This is a genomic window from Methylicorpusculum sp. (assembly GCF_030651835.1).
In the GTDB taxonomy this organism is placed as follows: Bacteria; Pseudomonadota; Gammaproteobacteria; order Methylococcales; family Methylomonadaceae; genus Methylicorpusculum.
This window is the reverse complement of the sequence record NZ_JAUSBX010000045.1, coordinates 19,626-41,331: the sequence shown is the minus strand read 5'-3', so window position 1 is coordinate 41,331 and position 21,706 is coordinate 19,626. Positions and strand designations below refer to the sequence as shown.

The 21,706-nt window shown below is 46.1% G+C and carries 19 protein-coding genes; 17 read left to right on the top strand and 2 right to left on the bottom strand.

Features of this window, described 5'->3' with window-relative positions:
• Positions 1 to 273: 273 nt before the first annotated feature.
• On the top strand, positions 274 to 474 hold the full coding sequence (gene rpmE / locus Q7V32_RS05575; RefSeq protein ID WP_159652287.1) for a 50S ribosomal protein L31: 201 nt from the start codon (positions 274 to 276) through the stop codon (positions 472 to 474).
• A 169-nt stretch (positions 475 to 643) separates the two neighbouring features.
• Here the strand turns inward: rpmE and Q7V32_RS05570 are convergent, their stop codons facing one another.
• Positions 644 to 3,022: a penicillin-binding protein 1A gene (locus tag Q7V32_RS05570; protein ID WP_304895986.1), complete on the bottom strand. Its 2,379-nt coding sequence runs from the start codon at positions 3,020 to 3,022 to the stop codon at positions 644 to 646.
• A 253-nt stretch (positions 3,023 to 3,275) separates the two neighbouring features.
• On the opposite strand from Q7V32_RS05570, the gene Q7V32_RS05565 reads away from it, so the two are divergent.
• The 12 genes from Q7V32_RS05565 (at position 3,276) to ald (ending at position 15,025) form a co-directional block, all read left to right on the top strand.
• On the top strand, positions 3,276 to 4,337 hold the full coding sequence (locus Q7V32_RS05565; protein ID WP_304895985.1) for a pilus assembly protein PilM: 1,062 nt from the start codon (positions 3,276 to 3,278) through the stop codon (positions 4,335 to 4,337).
• Complete coding sequence (locus Q7V32_RS05560) at positions 4,337 to 4,906, top strand: PilN domain-containing protein (RefSeq protein WP_304895984.1); 570 nt, start codon at positions 4,337 to 4,339, stop codon at positions 4,904 to 4,906. The genes Q7V32_RS05565 and Q7V32_RS05560 overlap by 1 nt, the downstream gene beginning before the upstream one ends.
• Complete coding sequence (locus Q7V32_RS05555; protein ID WP_304895983.1) at positions 4,906 to 5,538, top strand: type 4a pilus biogenesis protein PilO; 633 nt, start codon at positions 4,906 to 4,908, stop codon at positions 5,536 to 5,538. Before Q7V32_RS05560 ends, Q7V32_RS05555 begins: the two co-directional genes overlap by 1 nt.
• Positions 5,535 to 6,083: a pilus assembly protein PilP gene (locus tag Q7V32_RS05550; RefSeq protein WP_370691423.1), complete on the top strand. Its 549-nt coding sequence runs from the start codon at positions 5,535 to 5,537 to the stop codon at positions 6,081 to 6,083. The genes Q7V32_RS05555 and Q7V32_RS05550 overlap by 4 nt, the downstream gene beginning before the upstream one ends.
• Positions 6,084 to 6,109: 26 nt before the next feature.
• Entirely contained in the window at positions 6,110 to 8,398 is a 2,289-nt protein-coding gene (gene pilQ / locus Q7V32_RS05545) for a type IV pilus secretin PilQ (protein ID WP_304895982.1), read from the top strand.
• A 70-nt stretch (positions 8,399 to 8,468) separates the two neighbouring features.
• A complete protein-coding gene (gene aroK, locus Q7V32_RS05540) occupies positions 8,469 to 8,990 on the top strand; it encodes a shikimate kinase AroK (RefSeq protein WP_304896038.1) in 522 nt (173 codons plus the stop codon).
• The gene (aroB, locus tag Q7V32_RS05535) at positions 8,987 to 10,069 is read left to right on the top strand and encodes a 3-dehydroquinate synthase (RefSeq protein ID WP_304895981.1); all 1,083 of its coding nucleotides are present in this window, start codon (positions 8,987 to 8,989) and stop codon (positions 10,067 to 10,069) included. The genes aroK and aroB overlap by 4 nt, the downstream gene beginning before the upstream one ends.
• A complete protein-coding gene (locus tag Q7V32_RS05530; RefSeq protein WP_304895980.1) occupies positions 10,056 to 11,525 on the top strand; it encodes an AAA family ATPase in 1,470 nt (489 codons plus the stop codon). The genes aroB and Q7V32_RS05530 overlap by 14 nt, the downstream gene beginning before the upstream one ends.
• 93 nt (positions 11,526 to 11,618) lie before the next feature.
• Complete coding sequence (gene hemE / locus Q7V32_RS05525) at positions 11,619 to 12,692, top strand: uroporphyrinogen decarboxylase (protein WP_304895979.1); 1,074 nt, start codon at positions 11,619 to 11,621, stop codon at positions 12,690 to 12,692.
• Between the two features lie 30 nt (positions 12,693 to 12,722).
• Positions 12,723 to 13,145, top strand: a complete 423-nt coding sequence (locus tag Q7V32_RS05520; RefSeq protein WP_304895978.1) for a secondary thiamine-phosphate synthase enzyme YjbQ — start codon at positions 12,723 to 12,725, stop codon at positions 13,143 to 13,145.
• 142 nt (positions 13,146 to 13,287) lie between these two features.
• The gene (locus Q7V32_RS05515; RefSeq protein WP_370690804.1) at positions 13,288 to 13,737 is read left to right on the top strand and encodes a DUF411 domain-containing protein; all 450 of its coding nucleotides are present in this window, start codon (positions 13,288 to 13,290) and stop codon (positions 13,735 to 13,737) included.
• A gap of 175 nt (positions 13,738 to 13,912) precedes the next feature.
• The gene (gene ald, locus Q7V32_RS05510) at positions 13,913 to 15,025 is read left to right on the top strand and encodes an alanine dehydrogenase (protein WP_304895976.1); all 1,113 of its coding nucleotides are present in this window, start codon (positions 13,913 to 13,915) and stop codon (positions 15,023 to 15,025) included.
• Positions 15,026 to 15,601: 576 nt separating this feature from the next.
• Here the strand turns inward: ald and Q7V32_RS05505 are convergent.
• Entirely contained in the window at positions 15,602 to 16,648 is a 1,047-nt protein-coding gene (locus tag Q7V32_RS05505) for a glyceraldehyde 3-phosphate dehydrogenase NAD-binding domain-containing protein (RefSeq protein ID WP_304895975.1), read from the bottom strand.
• A 496-nt stretch (positions 16,649 to 17,144) separates the two neighbouring features.
• Between Q7V32_RS05505 and glyQ the strand changes: the two genes are divergently transcribed.
• The 4 genes from glyQ (at position 17,145) to Q7V32_RS05485 (ending at position 21,631) form a co-directional block, all read left to right on the top strand.
• Entirely contained in the window at positions 17,145 to 18,071 is a 927-nt protein-coding gene (gene glyQ / locus Q7V32_RS05500; protein WP_304895974.1) for a glycine--tRNA ligase subunit alpha, read from the top strand.
• On the top strand, positions 18,068 to 20,137 hold the full coding sequence (glyS, locus tag Q7V32_RS05495) for a glycine--tRNA ligase subunit beta (protein ID WP_304895973.1): 2,070 nt from the start codon (positions 18,068 to 18,070) through the stop codon (positions 20,135 to 20,137). The genes glyQ and glyS overlap by 4 nt, the downstream gene beginning before the upstream one ends.
• A gap of 38 nt (positions 20,138 to 20,175) precedes the next feature.
• A complete protein-coding gene (locus Q7V32_RS05490) occupies positions 20,176 to 20,949 on the top strand; it encodes a lysophospholipid acyltransferase family protein (protein WP_370691422.1) in 774 nt (257 codons plus the stop codon).
• Between the two features lie 187 nt (positions 20,950 to 21,136).
• On the top strand, positions 21,137 to 21,631 hold the full coding sequence (locus Q7V32_RS05485) for a membrane lipoprotein lipid attachment site-containing protein (RefSeq protein WP_304895972.1): 495 nt from the start codon (positions 21,137 to 21,139) through the stop codon (positions 21,629 to 21,631).
• The last annotated feature ends 75 nt before the right edge of the window (positions 21,632 to 21,706 follow it).

Sequence of the window (21,706 nt, the reverse complement as noted above, 5' to 3'; positions counted from 1 at the left end):
CCAAAACCCCAGCAATTCTCAGTTTGATCTTTTCGGCTTCATTTTGGGCTGGGGAAAGCCTTTTGAGGAACGTCGTAAACCCTTCCATGGGGGCTTGACAGCTGCATCCCTGCTGCCGACATCCTCAAAAAGCTTCCCCCAGCCCTTTTTTCTCTTCAAATTGAGAATTGCTGTCATTAAATATTGCTGGTTGCGATTTAACAAGTGAATCAGTATTATACGCAGTTCTCAAATAAGTATGTAACCCGTTTAAGGTCCTGTGGAAGCAAAACAATGAAACCAGACATTCATCCAGAATACAAACAAATCACTGTAACATGTGGTTGCGGTAATACATTTGAAACCGCTTCAGTTATCGGTCGCGATCTTCATATAGAAGTATGTTCCGCCTGTCATCCCTTTTATACCGGCAAGCAAAGAGTTTTAGATACCGCTGGCCGTGTCGATAAATTCCGCAAAAAATACGGCAAATAAGTATTTCTTTGCTGCAGGGATGAGGTGCGTTCAAAGCCTAAGGAAAGGGCCGTGTATGGAATTAACTGGTTTCGGGTCGTTGGTGATAATAATCTTAAAGGAGCATCAAGCTTCGTTGTTATCATCAGATCAAATAGCCCGAAACCGGTAATTATAAAAAATTAAAAGATTAAAATAATGCCTCGACCGAGCTTTTATCCTCATTTGAGTTAGAAGTTGGCTTTGATGTTTTAGGAGAACCCTCGCTTGGGATGATCTCTGGGCGGGTGGCATCAAAATACTCCCATGTTCCTGATGGTGAGGTCTCTGTCGTTAATGACGCATTAGTTGAACCGATAAACCGTTTGATAATTCCATCGGGCGGTGTCAATGGTGTTTCTGGAATTCCTTCCAGCGCGTAACGCATAAAATCAATCCACATAGGTAGTGCTGCTGCGCCGCCCGTTTCCTTTGAGCCCAATGGGCTTGTATTATCAAAGCCTATCCATGCGGTAGCCGATACGTTATTGCTATATCCATTAAACCAGGCATCTCTTTGATCGTTTGTTGTACCGGTTTTTCCAGCCAGATCCTGGCGTCCCAAAACTTTCGCGCGCGTCGCGGTCCCGCTTTGAATCACATCTCGTAACATTGAATTCATAATAAAATTAATTTGTGGTGAAATCGATCTGGGTGCGGTGCCGGGTTGCGGAAACGGGTCATCTGCAGCGCAAGTGCTACAGGAGTGAACGGGTCTGGTCTGGAATAAAAGTTGGCCTTCACTTGATTCGATGCGCTCAATAAAAAAGGGCTCAATCAAAAATCCGCCATTAGCGAAAACAGCATAAAGTCTGGCCATCTGCATCGGCGTTGCTTTGCCGGCTCCCAAAGCCAGGCTCATTGTTTTTGGTAGTTGGTCTTCAGTAAATCCGAATCTTAATGCCGTTTCTAAGGCCTTGTTGACGCCGATCTGCTGAAGAATGCGCACTGAAATCAGGTTGATGGATTTTTTTAGAGCGGTTCTTAATGGTGTAGGGCCACGAAATTTTCTATTATAGTTTTCAGGCCGCCAACCATTGGTCTGGCTGGGGTCGGCGATGACGATAGGCGCATCATTGACCAGAGTGGCAGCGGTATAACCATTTTCAAGTGCTGCGGTATAAATAACCGGTTTGAATCCGGAACCTGGTTGGCGAATAGATTGCACGGCGCGGTTAAATTTGTTGTTATAAAAGTCATAACCGCCAGCCAGTGCGAGTACAGCGCCGTTATAGGGATTAATCGCAACAAAAGCGCCTTCGGCCTCAGGGATCTGCGCAAGACGCCAGGATTGGTTTTCAACTTGGCGGACATAAATAAGGTCACCATTTTTCAAGATTTGACTGACGTATTCAGGCGCCGCACCTCGTGCGTCTCGGGAAATATATCTTTTGGCCCATTTCATGTTTTCCCAGGAAATGACGATCGCTGTGCCGTTTTGTAATTGGGCGATAGCCGCATCGGGGCTTAGTTGAGTAACTATCGCGGGTAAACAGTCCCCCACAGTTGGCAGTTCAGGAAAGAGGTTTTTCTTTTTATTGAGCGCAGTGTGTGATGTGTATCTGTAGCCGTGCCTTTCATCATAAGCGTGCAGGGTATTTCTCAATGCGCGATTGGCTGTTGTTTGAAGCGGTTGGGTTATCGTGGTGTAAACCCGCATGCCCGAGTTGTAGGCTTCCTCCCCGTATTGTTCGACGATTTTCTTACGTACCATTTCAGCGACAAAAGGGGCTGATAGTGTAACGTTGCTTGCTTGAGGTTTAGCCGTGTTCGGTTGTTTTAATGCGGTTTCAAATTCATCTGCATTAATGTGCTTTAATTCATGCATGCGACGTAAGACATAGTTTCGTCGTTCAAGCGCTCTGGCCTCGTTAGTGAATGGATTAAATAAAGAAGGCGCTTTAGGAAGACCAGCAATAATCGCACTCTCGGCTATGGTTAAATCATCCAGTGACTTTCCAAAGTAAGTCTGAGCAGCAGCAACTACGCCATAAGAACGGTGGCCGAGATATATTTTGTTGAGGTAAAGTTCAAGAATTTTATCTTTGCTGAACGTTTGCTCAATTTGTAATGCCAGGATGATTTCCTTGATTTTGCGGGTAAAGGTTTTTTCGCTGGTAAGCAGGAAATTGCGGGTAACCTGCATTGTAATGGTGCTTCCACCTTGAGATTTCTTGCCGGTAAGAGCAAGTTGTATGGCTGCGCGGATAATACCTTTATAATCGACGCCCGGGTGTGTTTCGAAGCTGTCGTCTTCAGCCGAGATAAAAGCATGAATGAGGTTTTTGGGAACCTTGTCGATAGTAATGGGCGTCCGTTTCTTTTCCCCGAATTCTGCAATCAGGGCGCCGTCCTTGCTGAATATCTGTAAGGGTATCTGATAATGAACTTCCTTTAGCTGATTGACATCAGGAAGCTCTTCCAGAATTTTGTTATAAACCAAATAGCTGCCAATCATGCCGGTTACGGCAAGCAGTGCTAAGGAAAAAGCCAGCCATTTCAATAGTTTAAATAGCAATTTTTTTGCCACAAAAAGTCCAGGTTGCTCGCGGTTTGGATTTTTATTCCTAAAAAACTAACCGGAACAAAAACATGTTGCTCAAAATAAACTTGATTCTACTTAAGAGCAACATTTTACTGAAATTTATTAGTTTTTTTATGATGAATTTTAAAAGGCTACTATACTTTGGGCATTATTTATTTCTGCGATCTACTTAACCAAGAAGGCAATGCGGTGTCTTTTAACAATCTTTCTAACAATTTAGGTTTGCACGGGTTCAGTTATGCGCTGGTTTAGCAGAAAACAAGTGCCTGTTTTAGGTTTGGATATCAGCACGGCAGCAGTCAAATTACTGGAATTGAGTCTGACGGGTGTGCGTTACAAGGTAGAGAGTTATGCGGTTGCGCCTTTACCTCAGGATGCCGTGGTTGATAAAAATATTGCCAATGTCGACGTCATATCTGACGCCATTCGCCAGGCGGTTAAAATATCAGGAACAAAATTGAAGCATGCCTGTGTAGCCGTTGCGGGCTCTGCTGTAATGACTAAAACCATTAGCATGTCTGCCGGTTTAACCGAAGATGACATGATTGAACAAATCATGGTCGAGGCGGATCAGTATGTGCCTTATGCGCTGGATGAGGTGAATATCGATTTCGAAGTTCAAGGCAAGAATGCGAAAAATCCGGACATGGTCGATGTTTTGCTCGCTGCTTCCCGAAGAGATAATGTTGAAGACCGGGTGGAGGCTTTAAGCAAAGCAGGGATAAAAGCCAAGATTGTCGATGTGGAAGCCTTTGCTATGGAAAATGCATTTACGCTACTTTCCGGACAGTTCAACGATAAAGGCGGAGCTACCACGGTTGCCATAGCCGACATTGGAGCGACGATGGCTACGTTAAACGTAATTCATCAAGGAAAAACCATCTACACACGGGAACAGGCGTTCGGCGGCAGACAATTGACCGACGAAATTCAGCGCCGCTACGGTTTGTCTTACGAAGAGGCGGGTTTAGCTAAACGGCATGGCGGATTGCCGGACAATTACGCAATGGATGTTCTGGATCCCTTCAAAAAAGCCATGGTTCAACAAATTGCACGGTCACTGCAGTTCTTCGTGTCTTCAAGTGCAAATCGCACCATTGATAACATCGTACTGGCGGGTGGTTGCGGATCTATTCCCGGTATCGCAAAACTGGTCGAGCAAAGTTTAGGTGCTCCGACCCATGTGGCAAATCCTTTTATCAACATGGCGCTATCCAATAAGGTAAGGCCGCAAAGTTTGAGTAATGATGCTCCGGCCATGATGATAGCCTGCGGTCTGGCAATGAGGAGTTTTGACTGATGGCTCGTATTAATTTACTACCTTGGCGCGCAGAGCAGAAAAAACAAAAGCAGAAAGATTTTTTTATCGCAGGATTGATTGCGCTATTTATAACGGTCCTGATCCAGCTCGCGATTCATATGTACTATGAAGACGCCAAAGCCTACCAGGAAAGCAGGAACCAATATTTAAAAAGCGAAATAGCGATTGTTGAAAAGAAGATTCAAGAGATCAAGGTTATCGAAGAGAAAAAGAAGCAGTTGTTGACCAAGATTGATGTCATACAAAAATTACAGGGCAGCCGCCCATTAATTGTCAGGCTATTTGATGAACTGGCTAAAACAGCACCAGACGGCGTGTATCTGACCAGTTTTACCCAGACCGATGACAGGCTTACTTTTAACGGCAAAGCGGAATCAAATGCCAGGGTCTCCGCATTTATGCGTTCAATTGATGCGTCAAGCTGGATGCATAGTCCCAATCTACAAATTATCCAGGCTAAAGATAAAACCAAAGTTGAACAACTGAGTGATTTTGTTTTGGTTGCCAAGCTAGGCGCTAAGCCCGTCCAACCCAATGGTAATAAATGATGAATTTATCGGAAGTTAATTGGGATATCAACGAGGCCGGAGTTTGGCCTTTACCTGTTAAAGTTATCGCCATCCTGATCGTGTGTATATCGGCAGCAGCAGCTGGCTACTACTACGATACGGTAGATCAAATGGATCAATTGGCGGCTTTGGAAAAAAGTGAAATTGAGTTGAAAAGTAACTTTGAAATAAAGCAAAAAAAAGCGGTTAACTTGCAGGATTATAAAGACCAGCTTCAACAGATTGAGTCCCTACTCGAAGAAATGATCAGACAAATGCCCACCAAGGCTGAGGTGGCCAGTTTGTTAGTCGATATTTCGCAAACCGGATTGGCCAGTGGCTTGGAATTCCGCTTGTTCAAGCCAAGTCAGCCTATTAAAAGGGATTTTTATTATGAATTGCCCATAGATATTCAGGTTGTCGGGAAATATGAAGAACTGGGTTTGTTCGTGAGCGGCTTATCTTCATTACCTCGTATCGTTACTGTCCACAACGTCAAGATTTCGCCTATGGCCAAGAGCGATAATATGGTCATGAACACAACGGTTAAAACCTATAATGAGGGTAGCGAAAATGATTCTGGTGCTCCTGGTACCGGACAGAAGGCAGCTGCTAAAAGGATCAAAAAATGAAGCCGTTGCCGAGAAAAAAACCAAATTATCTGTCCATCGTGTTGATCATGCTAGGATCAAGCGGATTAATTGGGTGTGCGGATAAAGATCCATCCGACCTTAGAGGTTTTGTGGCCGAGATTAAGGCGCGTCCCAAAACACAAATTGAGCCCTTGCCCGAAATAAAATTGGTTGAGCCTTTTTTGTTTAAACCCAATGGTCTAAGGGATCCTTTTAAACCCAATGAAAAAATTGATCTGGCCGAAGCTGCCGGAGCCTCTGTGGGATTAGGCGTAAAGCCTGATAATACAAGGCGTAAAGAAGAGCTGGAAGCTTACCCGCTGGACTCCTTGCGTATGGTGGGTACCGTCAAAAAGGACGGTATTTGGGCGCTGATCAAGGCTGTGGATAAGACAGTCCATAGAGTGCAGGTAGGTAATTACTTGGGAAAAAATCACGGGAAAATTATCCGAATCGTCGAAGATAAAATCGAATTGATGGAGATAGTGGCTGACAAGCCCGGCACATGGCGAGAGCAGCAAACTTCACTGGCTTTAGCGGAATGATGTTGGGGAATAACACAATGACTACTATGAATAACGGTATTACAGTGAAAATATTTTCTCAGCTCTCATGGAGCACACTTTTATTAAGTACACTATTGATACTTGGGTATTCTGCCGGCAGTTTGGCCGAACCGCGTCAAATCAAATCGCTGGACTTTACCAAAAGTGCGGGGGGCGCCTTGCAGTTGCAGCTTGAAATGGATGGTCCGGTCATTGAGCCTCGTGTTTTTCATACCGAAAACCCTGCGCGTATTGCCCTCGACTTTAGCGGTGTAAAAAGTGCGCTGACACAAAAGAAATTTCCCATCAATCAGGGCGCAGCGGACAGTGTCTATGTCGCCGAATCGGGGGGTAGAGTTCGCGTTATTGTCAACCTGTTGTCTTCAGTCCCTTATGAAACAAGGGTCGAAGGAAATCTTTTTTTTCTCACGTTAAATCAGGCTGCAGAAGTATCAGCTCCTGTCATGCCGCAGACTTCATTTCTTCCAGCAGTGACGGGCACAGATCGTAAATCAATTGTGGCCGAGTTAATGCCGGAACAGGATATCAAAGGCGTTGATTTCAGGCGCGGGGACAGAGGCGAGGGCCGGATACTCGTGTCTTTAAACAAGCCCAATACGATGGTGAACACCAAGGAAATAGGGGGTAAGGTCGTGTTAAGTTTTGTCAATACCACGTTGCCGTCTAATTTGTCCAGGCGTTTGGATGTATCCGAGTTTGCTACGCCGGTCAAATACATAGACACGGTTTACTCGCCTCAGGAAACCACCATGACGGTGGAATTACAAAATCCACTTTACGAGTACTCATTATTTCAATCCGAGGGTTTGCTGACGGTCGAATTCAGACCGTTGACTCAGGCCGAAAAAGATGTCAAGGACAGTCAAAAAGACCGCTTTGTCGGCGATCGTTTGTCATTGAACTTTCAGGATATCGATATTCGCAGTGTGATTACCTTGCTGGCCGAATTTACCGGTCAGAATGTGGTGGCGGGTGATGATGTGGTCGGTATGGTAACGTTAAAACTGGATGATGTGCCCTGGGATGAAGCCTTGGCCTTTATCATGATGACCAAGGGCCTGGAAAAATACCAATCCGGCAATGTAACGCTGATCGCGCCAGTGGGTAAAATCAAGGATTACAAGGAAAAACAACGCGAAACCGAGCGAGTGGTTGAGCAACTGGAGCCCTTGCAAACGGAGTACATTAAAATCAACTATGCGCGAGCTGAAAATCTGAGCAACTTACTCTATGGACGCAATGCCGGTTCATTGGGTGTTTGCGGAGTGACCAGTGCTTCCACGACGATGGGTCAGCAAGGTGGCGGGCAAGGGCAAGCAGGAAATCAAATGCAGGGTGGACTATCTGCTCAAGGTGGGCAAGGAGGACAAGGCAATCAGGGGCGAGCCGGTGCTCAGGATGATAAATTTTCCTTGATGTCGCCTAGAGGTACAGTCGTCGTTGATGGCAGAACGAATACGTTGATTGTCCGGGAGACGGCGGCCCGGATAATTGAAATTAAAAAACTCATTCGCGAACTGGACGTGCCGGTCAAACAAGTCATGATCGAATCACGTATTGTGATTGCCGATAATACCTTTGCGCGTGATCTGGGTGTTAGGTTTGGCGTGGCTAAGCAAGGTTCAATAGGTGGTTCGGACTATGGTGTTGGTGGTAGGAATACCCAGTCAGATATCAGTGGCGCCCAACAAATCAGTGAAATGCTGGTAGATTTGAGTGCGACCAATCCTTACGGGGCTTTGGGCATGACGTTGGCGAGAGGGGCTGATTATGTGCTCAATCTGGAATTGTCCGCTTTGCAGGATGAGGGGCGTGGTGAGATTCTATCCAACCCCAGAGTCATGACATCGGATCGCTGCGAAGCTAAGATCAGTTTAGGCCAAGAAGTACCTTTCCAGGCGTCCAGTGCGAACCAGGGGGCAAACATCAGCTTTAAAGAAGCCCTGTTGGAATTGGCTGTGATGCCGCAAATTACGCCAAATGGAAGCATTCTGATGGCGTTGACCATTACCAAAGACGAACCCAATTTTGCCAGAGCAATCGGCACAGAAGGTCAACCGCCCATCATTAAACGTGGAATTGAAACCAATGTTAATGTGATGGATGGCGAAACAGTCGTATTAGGGGGTGTTTTTGAAGGTACGCAAAGAAATAATGTCAATAAAATACCTTTCTTCGCAGATTTGCCCGGCATCGGTTTTTTGTTCAAGAAAACAGTCACACAGGATGACAAATCCGAGTTGTTGATATTTGTAACGCCTAAAATTGTACAGACCAATACCGCTAATAACTGATTGCTTCTACTAATAGCCAAAAGGGGGCATAATGCCCCCTTTTTTAATGCCGAAAAAATCGACTCACTTCATGGCGAAATCAGAAAATATATATTTAATCGGCCTAATGGGAGCGGGTAAAACGACAATTGGCAGGCAGTTAGCCAGAGCGTTAAAGTTTCCTTTCTACGATAGCGACAAAGCGATTGAAGAGGCGACAGGTGTTGATATTCCGACAATATTTGAATTTGAGGGCGAGGAAGGTTTCCGGGATCGTGAAGAAAAGATGATCCATCAGTTAACCGATCTTAAGGGAATTGTTCTGGCGACGGGAGGGGGCGCTATTTTACGTGAGGAAAATCGTAAACGTCTGCAGTCGAACGGCTTTGTTGTTTATTTACAGTGCTCGATAGAAAGAATCCTGGAGCGAACCCGTCGCGATAATCACCGCCCGCTTTTGCAAACCGAAAATCCCAGAGAACGTTTGGAAAAATTATATGAACTGCGAGAGCCGTTGTATCTCAGCTGTGCTGACACTCAGGTGAATACCGGTATAATGTCCAGTAAAACCGTAGTCAAGCATATCCTCGATAAATACGAATCATTGAAATGAATACATTACAGGTTGACTTGGGTGACCGGAGCTACCCCATTTATATCGAAGCAGGTTTGTTAAATCAAGCTGATTTGGTTCGCAAACATATCCGGGCTCAACAAGTGCTGGTTCTTACCAATGAAACCGTGGCGCCGCTTTATCTTGCGACACTAATAAATCATCTGGGGGGCTACTCGGTCGAGACGGTAGTTCTTCCTGATGGCGAGCAATATAAAACGCTGGACTATCTCAACCGGATTTTTGATCAGCTGCTGACTAAAAAATTCAGCCGTAATGCTACGTTGATCGCGCTGGGTGGCGGAGTAATCGGTGACATGGGCGGTTTTGCCGCCGCGTGTTATCAACGGGGCATCGTTTTTATTCAGATTCCGACCACGTTATTGGCGCAGGTCGATTCTTCCGTGGGGGGGAAAACCGGAGTCAATCATCCTTTGGGCAAAAACATGATTGGGGCTTTTTATCAGCCGCAGTCTGTCATTATCGATACCGATGTACTGGATACCTTGCCGGACAGAGAGCTTTCTGCCGGGTTGGCCGAAGTTATTAAATACGGGCTGATTAGAGATCCCGATTTTTTTGAGTGGCTGGAAGACAACATTGACAAGCTGCTGGCCAGGGATAAGCCGGCATTGTCCTTTGCCATTGAGCGTTCCTGCCGGAACAAGGCGGAAGTGGTTGTTGCCGATGAACTTGAAGCGGATGTAAGAGCAACATTAAATTTGGGTCACACATTTGGCCACGCGATAGAAACAGGGTCAGGTTACGGTCATTATTTACATGGAGAAGCCGTTGCTATCGGTACCTGTCAAGCTGCTGATTTATCAAAAAGACTAGGCTGGTTAACAGAAAGCGAATTTGCCCGCATTATCGCGTTGTTTAAAAAGGCGAATCTTCCGGTACTTCCTCCAGAGTCTATGGATTCAGACCGGTTTATCGAACTGATGGCCGTAGATAAAAAAAATCTGGATGGTAAGGTGCGATTAATTTTGCTGAAAAAAATCGGCGAGGCGACATTGCCCGTTAGTGTTGAAAAAGAATTATTAGAAATGACACTTAAATCCTATGGAAGAGAATGAGGTATTGACTGCGAAAGCGGGTCAATCAGTGACTGCGTCATCGAAACAAGCGACCCAATCACTGATAACGACTGAGCGTTCACAAAAACTGGATTTACTGATCCATCTGATCAGTAATCTGGTGCAGCCTATCATTGTCTGTGGACCACATGGCATCGGTAAAACAACGTTGCTGAATCGCCTGGTAGAAAAAATAACAGCCGATTGTTTATGCTGTTATGTCAAAAGCGCCAACCACCTCACTTTTGAATTTATACAGAATCAAGTAAGTCAGTTTCTTAGTCAGAACGCGGTTAAAACTGAATCACTCAGTTTGCCTGCTTTACTTCATCGCTTGGAAAAACAACATCAAAAGCTGGTTTTGATATTAGACGAAGCAGGTGGCTTAGAGCCGGGTTTGATCAACCGCTTAGCGCATTATGCTGAAGACAATCCGGCGTTAAGAATCGTTTTTGCGTTGACCCAAGATGAGCTCTATGTCAAAAATACTACGGATAATGCGGTAGAGGATTGTCATTTTATTGAATTACCGCCACTTTCTGAAAAACAGTGCATGGAGTTTTTGCAGAATTTATCAGGAAAGCCCGGTGCGGCTCTACCTTTTCAGGCGATTACCGAAACGATGGTGGCGGATCTTTATCGGGAAACACACGGCATTCCCGGCTTGATTGTCGCTGAATGGCCTCATGTGTCAAATTACAAAAAAAGAAGGGTAAAATCCAGACGATCCAGCTTTCTTTTTGCTGCTTTGTTAATCGCTGCCGCTGTGATCTATTTTGTCTGGCAAGAGACAGAATTAGAAGACCAAAGCACAATCTCGCTACCTTTTACGGAGCAAGCGGAGGATACCTTAAAGCTTGATCAAGCCGCAGTCCCCAGCGAAACAACAGCCACGCCCGAGCCGTTGTATAGCCAGGATGAGCAGGAATTTGCAGAGGCGGATATCTCCCGCAGGTACTTAGAGCAAGACCGGGCTGTCATTGAGGAGGAGCCGGCTTTCCTTCAGGATAAAACAACCGAACTTAAGCCAGAAAATAAAGAAGGGGTCCAGGCAGAACAGCCCAAACCTATTGTGTTAAAAGAAACCCAAGCAGAACAGAAAAAAGAACCTTTGCCTTATAAACTGGTGGCTCCTGCAGATCAAAAAAGCGGACCCGTCAATGATCACAAGTCTTGGTTGCAAGCACAACAAGCCAGCGGCCATACCGTGCAAGTGATGGTGTTGTCCAGCCTTCAGGCGGCTCAAGACTTGGTAAAGAAATATAACCAATTACCTCAGCCTTTACGTTATATCCGGACAACGATAGGCGGTAAGGAAAAGTTCATTGTGGTTTACGGAGCATTTTCTAACGCCGCTGCCGCGCAAAAGGCTATTCAAACGTTACCTAAAGAACTTCAGCAATCCTGGGTACGCAGTTTTAACGGCTTGCAATCGGAAACCCGAAAAGAGCCCTGATCAAAAAGCTGTAACGAGTCAGCCTGGAGCGCAAAAGACCTTGCTCCTGATCTGAAAGGTTATAAAGATTTTATTATGCCAATAGCTACTTAAATGACTTTATTACAAAACGATATATTTATACGCGCCTTATTAAGACAACCTGTTGACAGAACGCCGGTATGGATGATGCGTCAAGCCGGGCGTTACTTGCCTGAATACCGGCAAGTCAGAGACCGCGCAGGCAGCTTCATGGGATTGTGTACCAATCCCGAGTTGGCTTGTGAAGTGACGCTTCAGCCTCTGGATCGTTTCAAATTCGATGCAGCCATACTTTTCTCCGATATATTGACGGTCCCGGATGCCATGGGTTTGGGATTGTATTTTAGTGAAGGCGAGGGGCCCATTTTTGAACGTCCTATCAAGACGGCTGCCGACGTTGACCAGTTGCCGATACCCGATCCTGAGCAGGAACTGCGCTATGTAATTGATGCGGTGCGCTTGATCAGAACGACGCTGCAAGGCCGTGTGCCGCTGATCGGTTTTTCAGGCAGTCCTTGGACTTTGGCAACCTACATGGTCGAAGGCAGAAGCAGCAAGAGCTTTCAAAAAATTAAGACGTTTATGTATGAACAGCCGGCAACTGTTCATAAATTGCTGGATAAGCTGGCGAAGTCGGTGGCGCTGTACCTCAATGCCCAAATCGCTGCCGGTGCTCAAGCCGTCATGCTGTTCGATACCTGGGGCGGCATGCTGACCACCGAAGATTACTTAGAATTTTCGCTGTACTACGCAAAACAGGTTTTAGCCCATTTAAATACGGATGTGGCGGGTCAAAAAATCCCTACTATTTTGTTTACCAAAGGTGGCGGCTTATGGCTTGAAGAGATGGCAGAAACCGGTTACGACGCGTTGGGTTTGGATTGGCAAACCGATATTCATGCGGCCCGTGCCCGCGTCGGAAATCAGGTTGCACTGCAAGGAAATATGGACCCCATCTCTTTGTATGCTTCTCCCGAAGTGATACGAGAAAAAGTGAAAGCCATCCTGGCGGGTTATGGAACCGGTTCCGGTCATGTGTTTAATCTGGGGCACGGCATTTTGCCCGATGTTCCACCGGACCATGTAAAAGCCATGGTTGATGCGGTGCATGAATTCAGCCCTGCTTTTCATGTGCCAGTCGTTTAGACACTTAACGTGCAAGGAAATGATTGACTGATGTGGTTACAAAAAACGCTGAGACTTCCGCCTAAAAAACGAGGATTTCATCTGATCACTTCGGATATTGTTTCGGCTGTTCCGGAAATTGGCAATATCAGCATCGGTTTGTTGCATGTGTTTATTCAGCATACGTCCGCTTCATTGGCCATTAATGAAAATGCCGATGCTGATGTCCGGCGGGACATGGAAGCTTATTTTTCCAAGCTTGCGCCGGAGGACGAACCTTATTTTCTGCATACGCTTGAAGGGTCGGACGATATGCCGGCTCATCTTAAAACGGTTCTTATCGGTTGCCAATTGACACTCCCTATCGGCAGCGGCAGGCTTCAATTGGGTACTTGGCAAGGGGTTTATCTCAACGAGCATAGAGACCATGGCGGCGCCAGAACAGTTATTATCACTTTGCATGGACAAGCGTAAATCGGGTTATTCAGCGTTTGGGATGAATTCGCTTTAATGAGAGCGGGGAGATTTTTATACCTCTACCAGTGAACCTTGGATATTTAAAAGAATCCTACCGAAAGTCATCAACAATCTCTACCGCACAAGGTTAATCATGAAAATGAATAAAAAACTCTTAGCGTTGGTAATGCCGCTTAGCATTATTTTTCAATCCGCCATCGCAGAAACGACTAAAGAAATTTTGGTTTATCGTAGCCCAACTTGCAGTTGTTGCGGCAAATGGCTGGAGCATTTAAAACAGAATAACTTCGACGTCAAAGATATTGTCACTGAAGATATGGATGAGGTGAAAGCAAAATTGGGCGTGCCAAAGCAGCTGGCATCGTGTCACACGGCAGTAATCGACGGCTATGTGGTTGAAGGGCATGTGCCTGCCGCTGATATCGAAAAAATGTTGAAGGATAAGCCGAAAATAGCCGGTATCAGTGTGCCGGGTATGCCTATGGGCACCCCGGGTATGGAAATGGGCGGGCGGAAAGATCCCTATCAGGTCATTTCTTTTGACAAAGACAATAATCAGCAAATCTATAACAGTTATGAAAATGAATAAGCCTTCCGGTTTTAAAAGAAGGTGATGATAGAGAAAATAAGGTTCAGTAAAGGCATTCGGCGATTCTGTCCCGGTCGATTTTCACAATTCCTGTATCATGAATTCCAACCTTTTTTAAGTCGAAATGTAAAGATCCAAAATTTGAGTTGAATGATCAGCAACTGAGGGTAATGAAATGAAAATCGGTGTGCCAAAAGAAATCAAAGTTCAAGAAGGCCGTGTCGCAATGACACCTGAAGCTGCAAAGCAGTTGATTGATAAAGGTCATGAGGTTTTCGTTGAGCTTGATGCCGGCGTGGATTCCGGCTTCAGTAATGAAGATTACCAATCTAACGGCGTTAAATTAGTTGCTGTTCAAGATGCATGGAACGTTGATCTGGTTGTCAAGGTTAAAGAACCGATGCAATCGGAATATCAGTACTTTGATAAGCAAATGTTGTTTACCTTTTTTCATTTGTCCGGAGTCGATCTGGCACTAACCGAAGCTTTATTAAATTCTAAAGTAACGGCGATAGCTTATGAAACGCTGGAAAACGAGGAGGGAAGGCTACCCATACTCGCGCCTATGAGTGCAATAGCCGGCAATATGGCTACTTTGATGGGGGCTTATTATCTGGCCAAGCCTAATCTGGGTAAAGGGGTTCAGCTTGGAACGGTACTTGGTAAACAACACGGTTCTGTCCTGGTCGTAGGTGACGGTATAGTCGGACAGCATGCCGCGCAGGCAGCTTGCCGTCTCGGTGCTAAAGTAACCATAGCGGGCATCGATACGGCCTGGATGCAATGGCTAAAAGTTTCTATGTTGCCGGAAGTAGACTTTATGGTTTCTACTCATGAAAACCTAGAAAAACAAGCGGCTCAATCCGATCTGGTAGTGGGCGCCGTACTCTGCCGCGGTGCAAAAGCGCCAAAAATTATTACCGAAGCCATGGTAAAAAATATGTCTAAGGGTTCCGTGATTGTTGATGTGAGCATAGATCAAGGCGGTTGTATGGAAACATCCCAGCCTACAACTCATTCTGAGCCGGTGTTTGTCAAACATGGCGTCATACATTATTGCGTAACGAATATGCCCGGCGCTTACCCCGTCACGTCGACACTGGCTTTAGTTGATGCGAGTTTGCCTTATATCTACAATCTGGCAGAAACCGGACTGCAAAATTTAATCCGGAATGACGCAGGCTTTTCAAAAGCCATATTGGTTTATCAAGGACATCTGACCAGCGAACAAGTAGCCAATGACTTGGGTTTGCAGAGCCGCTTTAAAAACCTGAGCCAGCTGATTTAGGTTTTGGGTAGTTTATAGCGGGACAATAAAACGAAGGTGATGCACCGTGTTGGGTATGGTTGGCTTTTGGCCGGTCAATACTTCACTTATTGGATGACGCTCTCCCGGCTAACCCAATCCATCCCTCTTTAATGAGTGAAAAAAACTAACCTTCTCTCAACTGGAACGTTACAGCTTCAAAGTCGCCTGGAGTCTCAAAGATTCCGTCGATGCCACGGATTCCAGTGCCTGATCCTCTTTCTTTTTGTTAATGGCAATGTTTATGTTAAAAGTTGATGTTGCCCCGGCACGTATTGCAGGGCTTTAGAAGCTAAGGATGACGTTGGGCTTTTACATCCTTGTGACCTGGATTCGCTTACGCGGTCTAACGACTCCGGCAATCCATGCCGTAATGGCGGCGTGGATGTCCTTTCAATTACTAACTCGAACATAGCCTAATTTATGGTCGAATATTCATTTGCGGCACGTAAAACACTTAAAGCACGAAAATATTCACGTGATACCCGCAGAATGCAGATCATCAAATAAAGTGTGCCAGGCGACTTGCTAACGCACAGTGTTTTTCAGGAGAATGGTTCAGGTTTTAGCCAATACACCGAAAACATCCAGTACCCGCATAGAGTAAGCGAATTCGTTGTCATGCATGAGTGCCAGCCCCAGTTGCCGGCCGTGAGTCAAGGTCAGGTGATTCATTAATATGATGACGGAATAGGGAGTGCCCAGGAAATCAATACTTGCTTTTTCGTGGCCCCACGCGCCTGAATCGCAGTTGATAATGCCTTGCATTTCCTCAGATTGAGCATACTGATTAAACAATTCAATGCATTCCTCTCGTGTCGTTGTTCGGGATAAATAGGCGGTCACATCTAATGCTGACACGATGGCGGTGGGAATGCGATACGAAATGGAATCGAGCTTGCCGGCCAGTGACGGCAGCACTAGTTCTGCGGAATTGGCCACTTGCGTGCGGGTAGGCAGTATGGATGTTGCGCATGCCCGGCCTAATTGTGAAGTGGAATGATAACCGTCCAGGACGCGTTGATCGGATAACAGAGGATGGATAGTAATCAGGCGTGCACTCTCAATTCCGATGTGTTTTTCAAGAATAGCTAATACCGGTGTTACCGCATTGCCTGTGCATGTGCTTGCGGAGACAACATGATGGCTATCCGGGTTATACGTTTTGTGGTTCACGCCATAGACCATGCTTAAATCACAGCCCGGCAGATTGATGGTGCAAACCACCTTTTTGGCTGTTTTGTGGGTGACCAGTGAGCGTAAATTATCAATTGATGCTGTACCGGTTGCATCGAGCAGTACATCCAGCTCAAATTTCCGCAAATGTCCAAAGCTGTCCTCTGCAGGCAGCGAGCGGCGCCTGTCTACCTGTCGGTAGGCGATTGATCTGCCGCCCACAATCAGATGAGTTTCATCGCATTCTACAGAGAATGGCGGGGCGCCATAGGTGCTGTCGTGAGCCAGCAGGTAGGCAACCTGTTCGACGGTCATCACATCACAGATCACTTTGATATCAAACCGGCCCTCCGAAAATTGAGCGTAGTTGGCTCTCAACACGCCACGGCCAATCCTGCCAAGTCCGATAATGCCTGCTCGTAAAGTCATATGTCTATTCTCGTTCAAGGGAATGGGTATCTACGCCGAGGAGGCGTAAAGCTTTTTTTATAAAGAGCTTGCCGTGCTTTCGTCAAATGGCCTGTTAATACTAGGTCAAATTTCAAGGGTTTGAAGTGCGTTACTGTCTGCCTGAACAATTAATCAGCCATGACCCTGTAATCCATGAATGATCAGCAATTTCCAGTTTGAACTTTTAATGTGGTTTTAAGAGGTGGCTTAAGCCTTGCCAGGAACGTCGTAAACCCATCGATAGGGGCTTGACGGCAGCATCCTGCTGCCAACATCCCAGCAAAGCTTCCGTTATCATCAAGCCGGGAATTGTTGATCGATGATCCTTGCCATTTAAAGCAGGCTGGCGTGTGATAAAACAAGTTAAAAACCTTCTATCCATCCGGTTTATTTTCCGCTGTGTCCGTATGCTTGTGTATTTGAGGGTAAATTAAGTTATAATTTTCGCCCTTTATTACGGAATCACAGAACCGTCGTGTCTTCAACAAACTACGATTTATCAACGTTTCAGGGTTTAATTCTCGCTTTGCAGGCTTATTGGGCAAAGCAGGGATGTGTATTATTACAACCTTTGGATCAAGAGGTTGGAGCAGGAACTTTTCATCCGGCTACATTTTTGAGAGCTATTGGTCCGGAACCCTGGAATGCCGCTTATGTTCAGCCTTCGCGCCGTCCTACCGATGGCCGGTACGGCGAAAATCCCAACCGCCTGCAGCATTATTACCAGTATCAGGTCGTTCTAAAGCCGTCGCCTGACAATATCCAGGAGTTGTATCTGGGGTCTTTGCGGTACCTGGGCTTTGACCTGCTGGAACACGATATCCGGTTTGTGGAAGATAATTGGGAGTCACCGACGCTGGGAGCCTGGGGTTTGGGCTGGGAAGTCTGGCTTAATGGCATGGAAGTGACCCAGTTTACCTATTTTCAGCAAGTCGGCGGATTGGAATGTAAACCGGTGACCGGTGAAATCACCTATGGCATGGAAAGGCTGGCCATGTATCTTCAAGGTGTGGAAAGCGTATTCGATCTGGTATGGACGGATGGCCCTTTCGGTAAAGTGACTTACGGCGATGTGTTTCATCAAAATGAAGTTGAGATGTCGGCTTACAATTTTGAGCATGCCAATGTCGAGTTTATGTTCAATTGTTTTGAGACCTTTGAACAGGAATGCCAGTCATTACTGGAGCGCGATTTGCCCTTGCCTGCTTACGAGATGGTTTTAAAAGCCTCGCATACCTTTAATTTGCTCGATGCCCGTCATGCCATTTCGGTAACGGAACGGCAGCGGTATATTCTCAGGGTAAGAAATTTATCCAAAGCGGTTGCCGAATGCTTCTATAACCGCAGAGAGGCTTTAGGATTCCCCCTATTGCAGCAACAAGAACAAGGAGTCCCGGCATGAGCCAGTATAAACACCTTTTATTTGAGTTGGGCACGGAAGAATTGCCGCCTAAAACCTTGCTCACTTTGAGCCGGGCATTGCAAAACAATATGGTTCAAGGCCTTACTGACGCCGGATTAAGTTATAAGGATGTTAAAGCTTATGCGACGCCAAGACGGTTGGCGGTTTTTGTCAGCGATCTGGTCACGGCTCAACCGGACAAAACGGTAGAGAAGCGGGGGCCGGCCATACAGGCGGCATTTATGCCTGATGGAACACCCAGTAAGGCGGCACAGGGCTTTGCAGTCAGTTGCGGCGCCTCGTTTGATCAATTGGAGCGTTTAGTTACTGATAAAGGTGAGTGGCTGGCTTATCATCAAGCCATCAAAGGCCAGGCAACAGAAAATTTGATTCCGGGAATCATCAGCAAAAGTATCGCCGATCTGCCGATTGCCAAAAGAATGCGCTGGGGCAGCTTCGCTACTGAATTTGTCCGGCCGGTTCATTGGGTCGTGTTACTGTTTGGTGAGCAGATAATCGAGGCTGAAATATTAGGTTTGAAAGCGGGTGCTCATACACGAGGTCACCGTTTTCATGCGCCGCAGTCCATTCTATTGGAACGGCCTGAAACTTACAGTGATGTTTTATATCAGCAAGGCCATGTGATCGCTGATTTTGAAACGCGTAAAGACATCATCCGTCAGGCCGCTCATCAAGCCGCTTCCGATATGGGTGGCATTGCTCATATCGAAGACGATTTATTAGAGGAAATCGCCGCATTGAATGAATGGCCGGTTCCTGTTGTAGGGCATTTCGATCAGCGTTTTCTGGAGCTGCCTGCCGAGGTGCTGATCACCACCATGCAGACCAATCAGAAATATTTTCCGGTCAAACGCGCTGACGGCAGTTTGCTGGCCCACTTTATCACGTTCAGTAATATCGAGAGCAAGCGTCCGGCATCAATACAGACGGGCAATGAGCGGGTTATTACGCCGCGCTTGTCGGATGCCGAGTTTTTCTGGAAGCAGGATAGAAAAAAGAGTCTGGAAGACCGGATAGAAAGTCTGAATTCAATAGTATTCCAGAAAACACTGGGTACATTGGCCGATAAAACGCATCGGGTCAAACAACTGGCCGATTACATTGCGGCGCAATTGGACGCGGACAGCGAATTGGCAAAGCGGGCAGCAATGCTGGCTAAAACCGATCTGATGACGGATATGGTTGGAGAGTTTGCCAACCTGCAAGGTACCATGGGCCGTTATTATGCCTTGGCTGATAATGAACCTGAAGAAGTGGCACTGGCTCTGGAGGAGCAATATTTCCCCAAGCAATCCGGAGGCCTTACGCCATCCAGTGTTACCGGTCAAATTCTGTCCATCGCTGAAAAAATCGACACATTGACAGGCATTTTCAGTGCCGGCCTGATTCCCACAGGTGATAAGGATCCCTATGCGCTCAGACGGGCGGCATTGGGTGTGTTAAGAATCATCATTGAACGCGAGCTTGCGCTGGATTTGGTCGCTGTTGTCGAATTCGCATTAGAACAATTCGTTCATGATTTTAACAAAACAGAGACGCAGGACCGCGTTATCGATTTTATTTACGAAAGATTACGGGGCTACTGCCTGGATAAAGGCTACAAACCCGATGAGTTTGATGCCGTTTATACGATTATGCCGCGCGAACCCCTGGATTTCATGCAAAGGCTTCAGGCCGTCAAGTTATTCAGGCAACTGCCCGAGGCGGAAAGTTTGGCTGGCGCCAACAAACGGATACGTAATATTCTGAAAAAATCCGGCGGCGAAGCGGCCCTTGAGGTTACAGGCTTGGTGGAGATCCAGGAATTGACTTTACTGGCAGCGGCGAAGGAATCGGCCGAGGCCATTCAGCCTCTACTGGAGAAGCGCGATTACCAAGCAGTGCTCAGCAGGCTGGCAAGTCTAAAAGACGGGGTTGATGCCTTCTTTGATCATGTCATGGTTATGACGGATGATTTGATCTTGCGTAACAACCGTTTGGCTTTGCTGGAATTGGTGTCCGGACAGTTTTTAACCTGTGCCGATATTTCCAAGTTGCAATCGTAAGCACGATTGGATGACTAAATTAACGATTAACAACTGTAATGAGTGCGATGACTGATATCCATCAATTTACGCTATTCGATAAATGCCGGCTCTATATCGGGTCTTCAGTGTTATTTGTCTGTATTTTTGTTACCGCGACAATGGTTGGCTTCCTTATTTTGTTGTCGACACCTTTCAGTTATTGGTTAGGCTATCAGTTCGCCAAATATTGGTGCGCGTTGGTCATCTGGATGGCTAGGTTTTTTTGCGGACTTACCTATGATATACAAGGGCTGGAGCATATTAAAGAATGCCCTGTTGCTATTGCCTTGTGTAAGCATCAATCAGCATGGGAAACATTGGCGATGCGTTGGCTATTACCGGAACAGGCAACATTGTTAAAACGATCGTTGTTGTGGTTTCCTGTCTGGGGCTGGGCTTTGGGTATGTTAAAACCGATTGCAATCGATCGTAAAAATGCAGTTGGTGCGCTCAGAACATTGATCGAAAAAGGCACCCTTTATCTAAAACAGGGTAGTTGGGTCGTTATTTTTCCCGAAGGTACGCGAACAGCGCCGGGTGAAAAAATAAAGTTTAATGCCGGTGGTGCCATGCTGGCTCAAAAGACAGGCGTTCCGATTATTCCGATTGCGCACAATGCGGGCGAATTTTGGCCGCGCTACAGTTTTTTGAAATATCCCGGTTGTATTAAGGTTGTCATTGGGCCGCCAATCGAGAGTGGCAATCGCAAGGCTCAGGACATTAATGCCGAAGCTGAAGCGTGGATTCACAATACCATGAAGCAAATCAGTTCGGTACCTATACCTGATTGAATTTTAACGAGCGAACACGAGGATCAAACTAAAAAATACTCTCTAACTTTCCGGAAAATGGTTTATTTAAGCCACTTTTTATTGGGAATAAGAGCCTGTAAATTTTGGGTTATTTCGTGTTTGTTCATAAGTTTTATATCACCTTGGCGCAGATTCCCTGCTCAATAGACCTATCCAAAATCAGACTATGAAAAAATTATTATTCCTATGTGGCGCTGTCTTGTTGTTGTCCGGATGTCAGGAAAGAACGGCTTATGAAAAAGCCGTCATGGAACAGATTAAAAATGAGCAAGATGTAAAGGATTATAAGCTTGATCCTGAAGTCGTAACACGATGCATTGTTGACTTAAGTTCTGCCAACATGGGCGGTATTTTCAATTACGATCCAAGACGTCTTGAGGCCTTTCGTAGTTATGCAAGAATGCTGACCTTGAAGGATGCAAAAAATCCTCAGCAAGTGATGGAAGAGTTGCGGACAGAATTCGGCTCGCCTAAAGGTTTAGCTGAAGCGCATAGAAACTATACGGAAAGCACGATGAATTGCTTTGCCTCGCTGATTATGAGCAGTGAGGAAGAAGTCAGCGAGTCTGAACAACCCGAACAAAAGCCGGCTGATGATCAAACAAGCGCTCCCGCTGCTCAAGTAGCTCCTGCCCCTTCAGTACCGGTTGCTGAAAAATAAAGCCGCATCCTGGGGTCATTGAATTCGTTAGTAGATTAACAAAATGACCATCGTGTTTACTGGCAGCGCTGATTT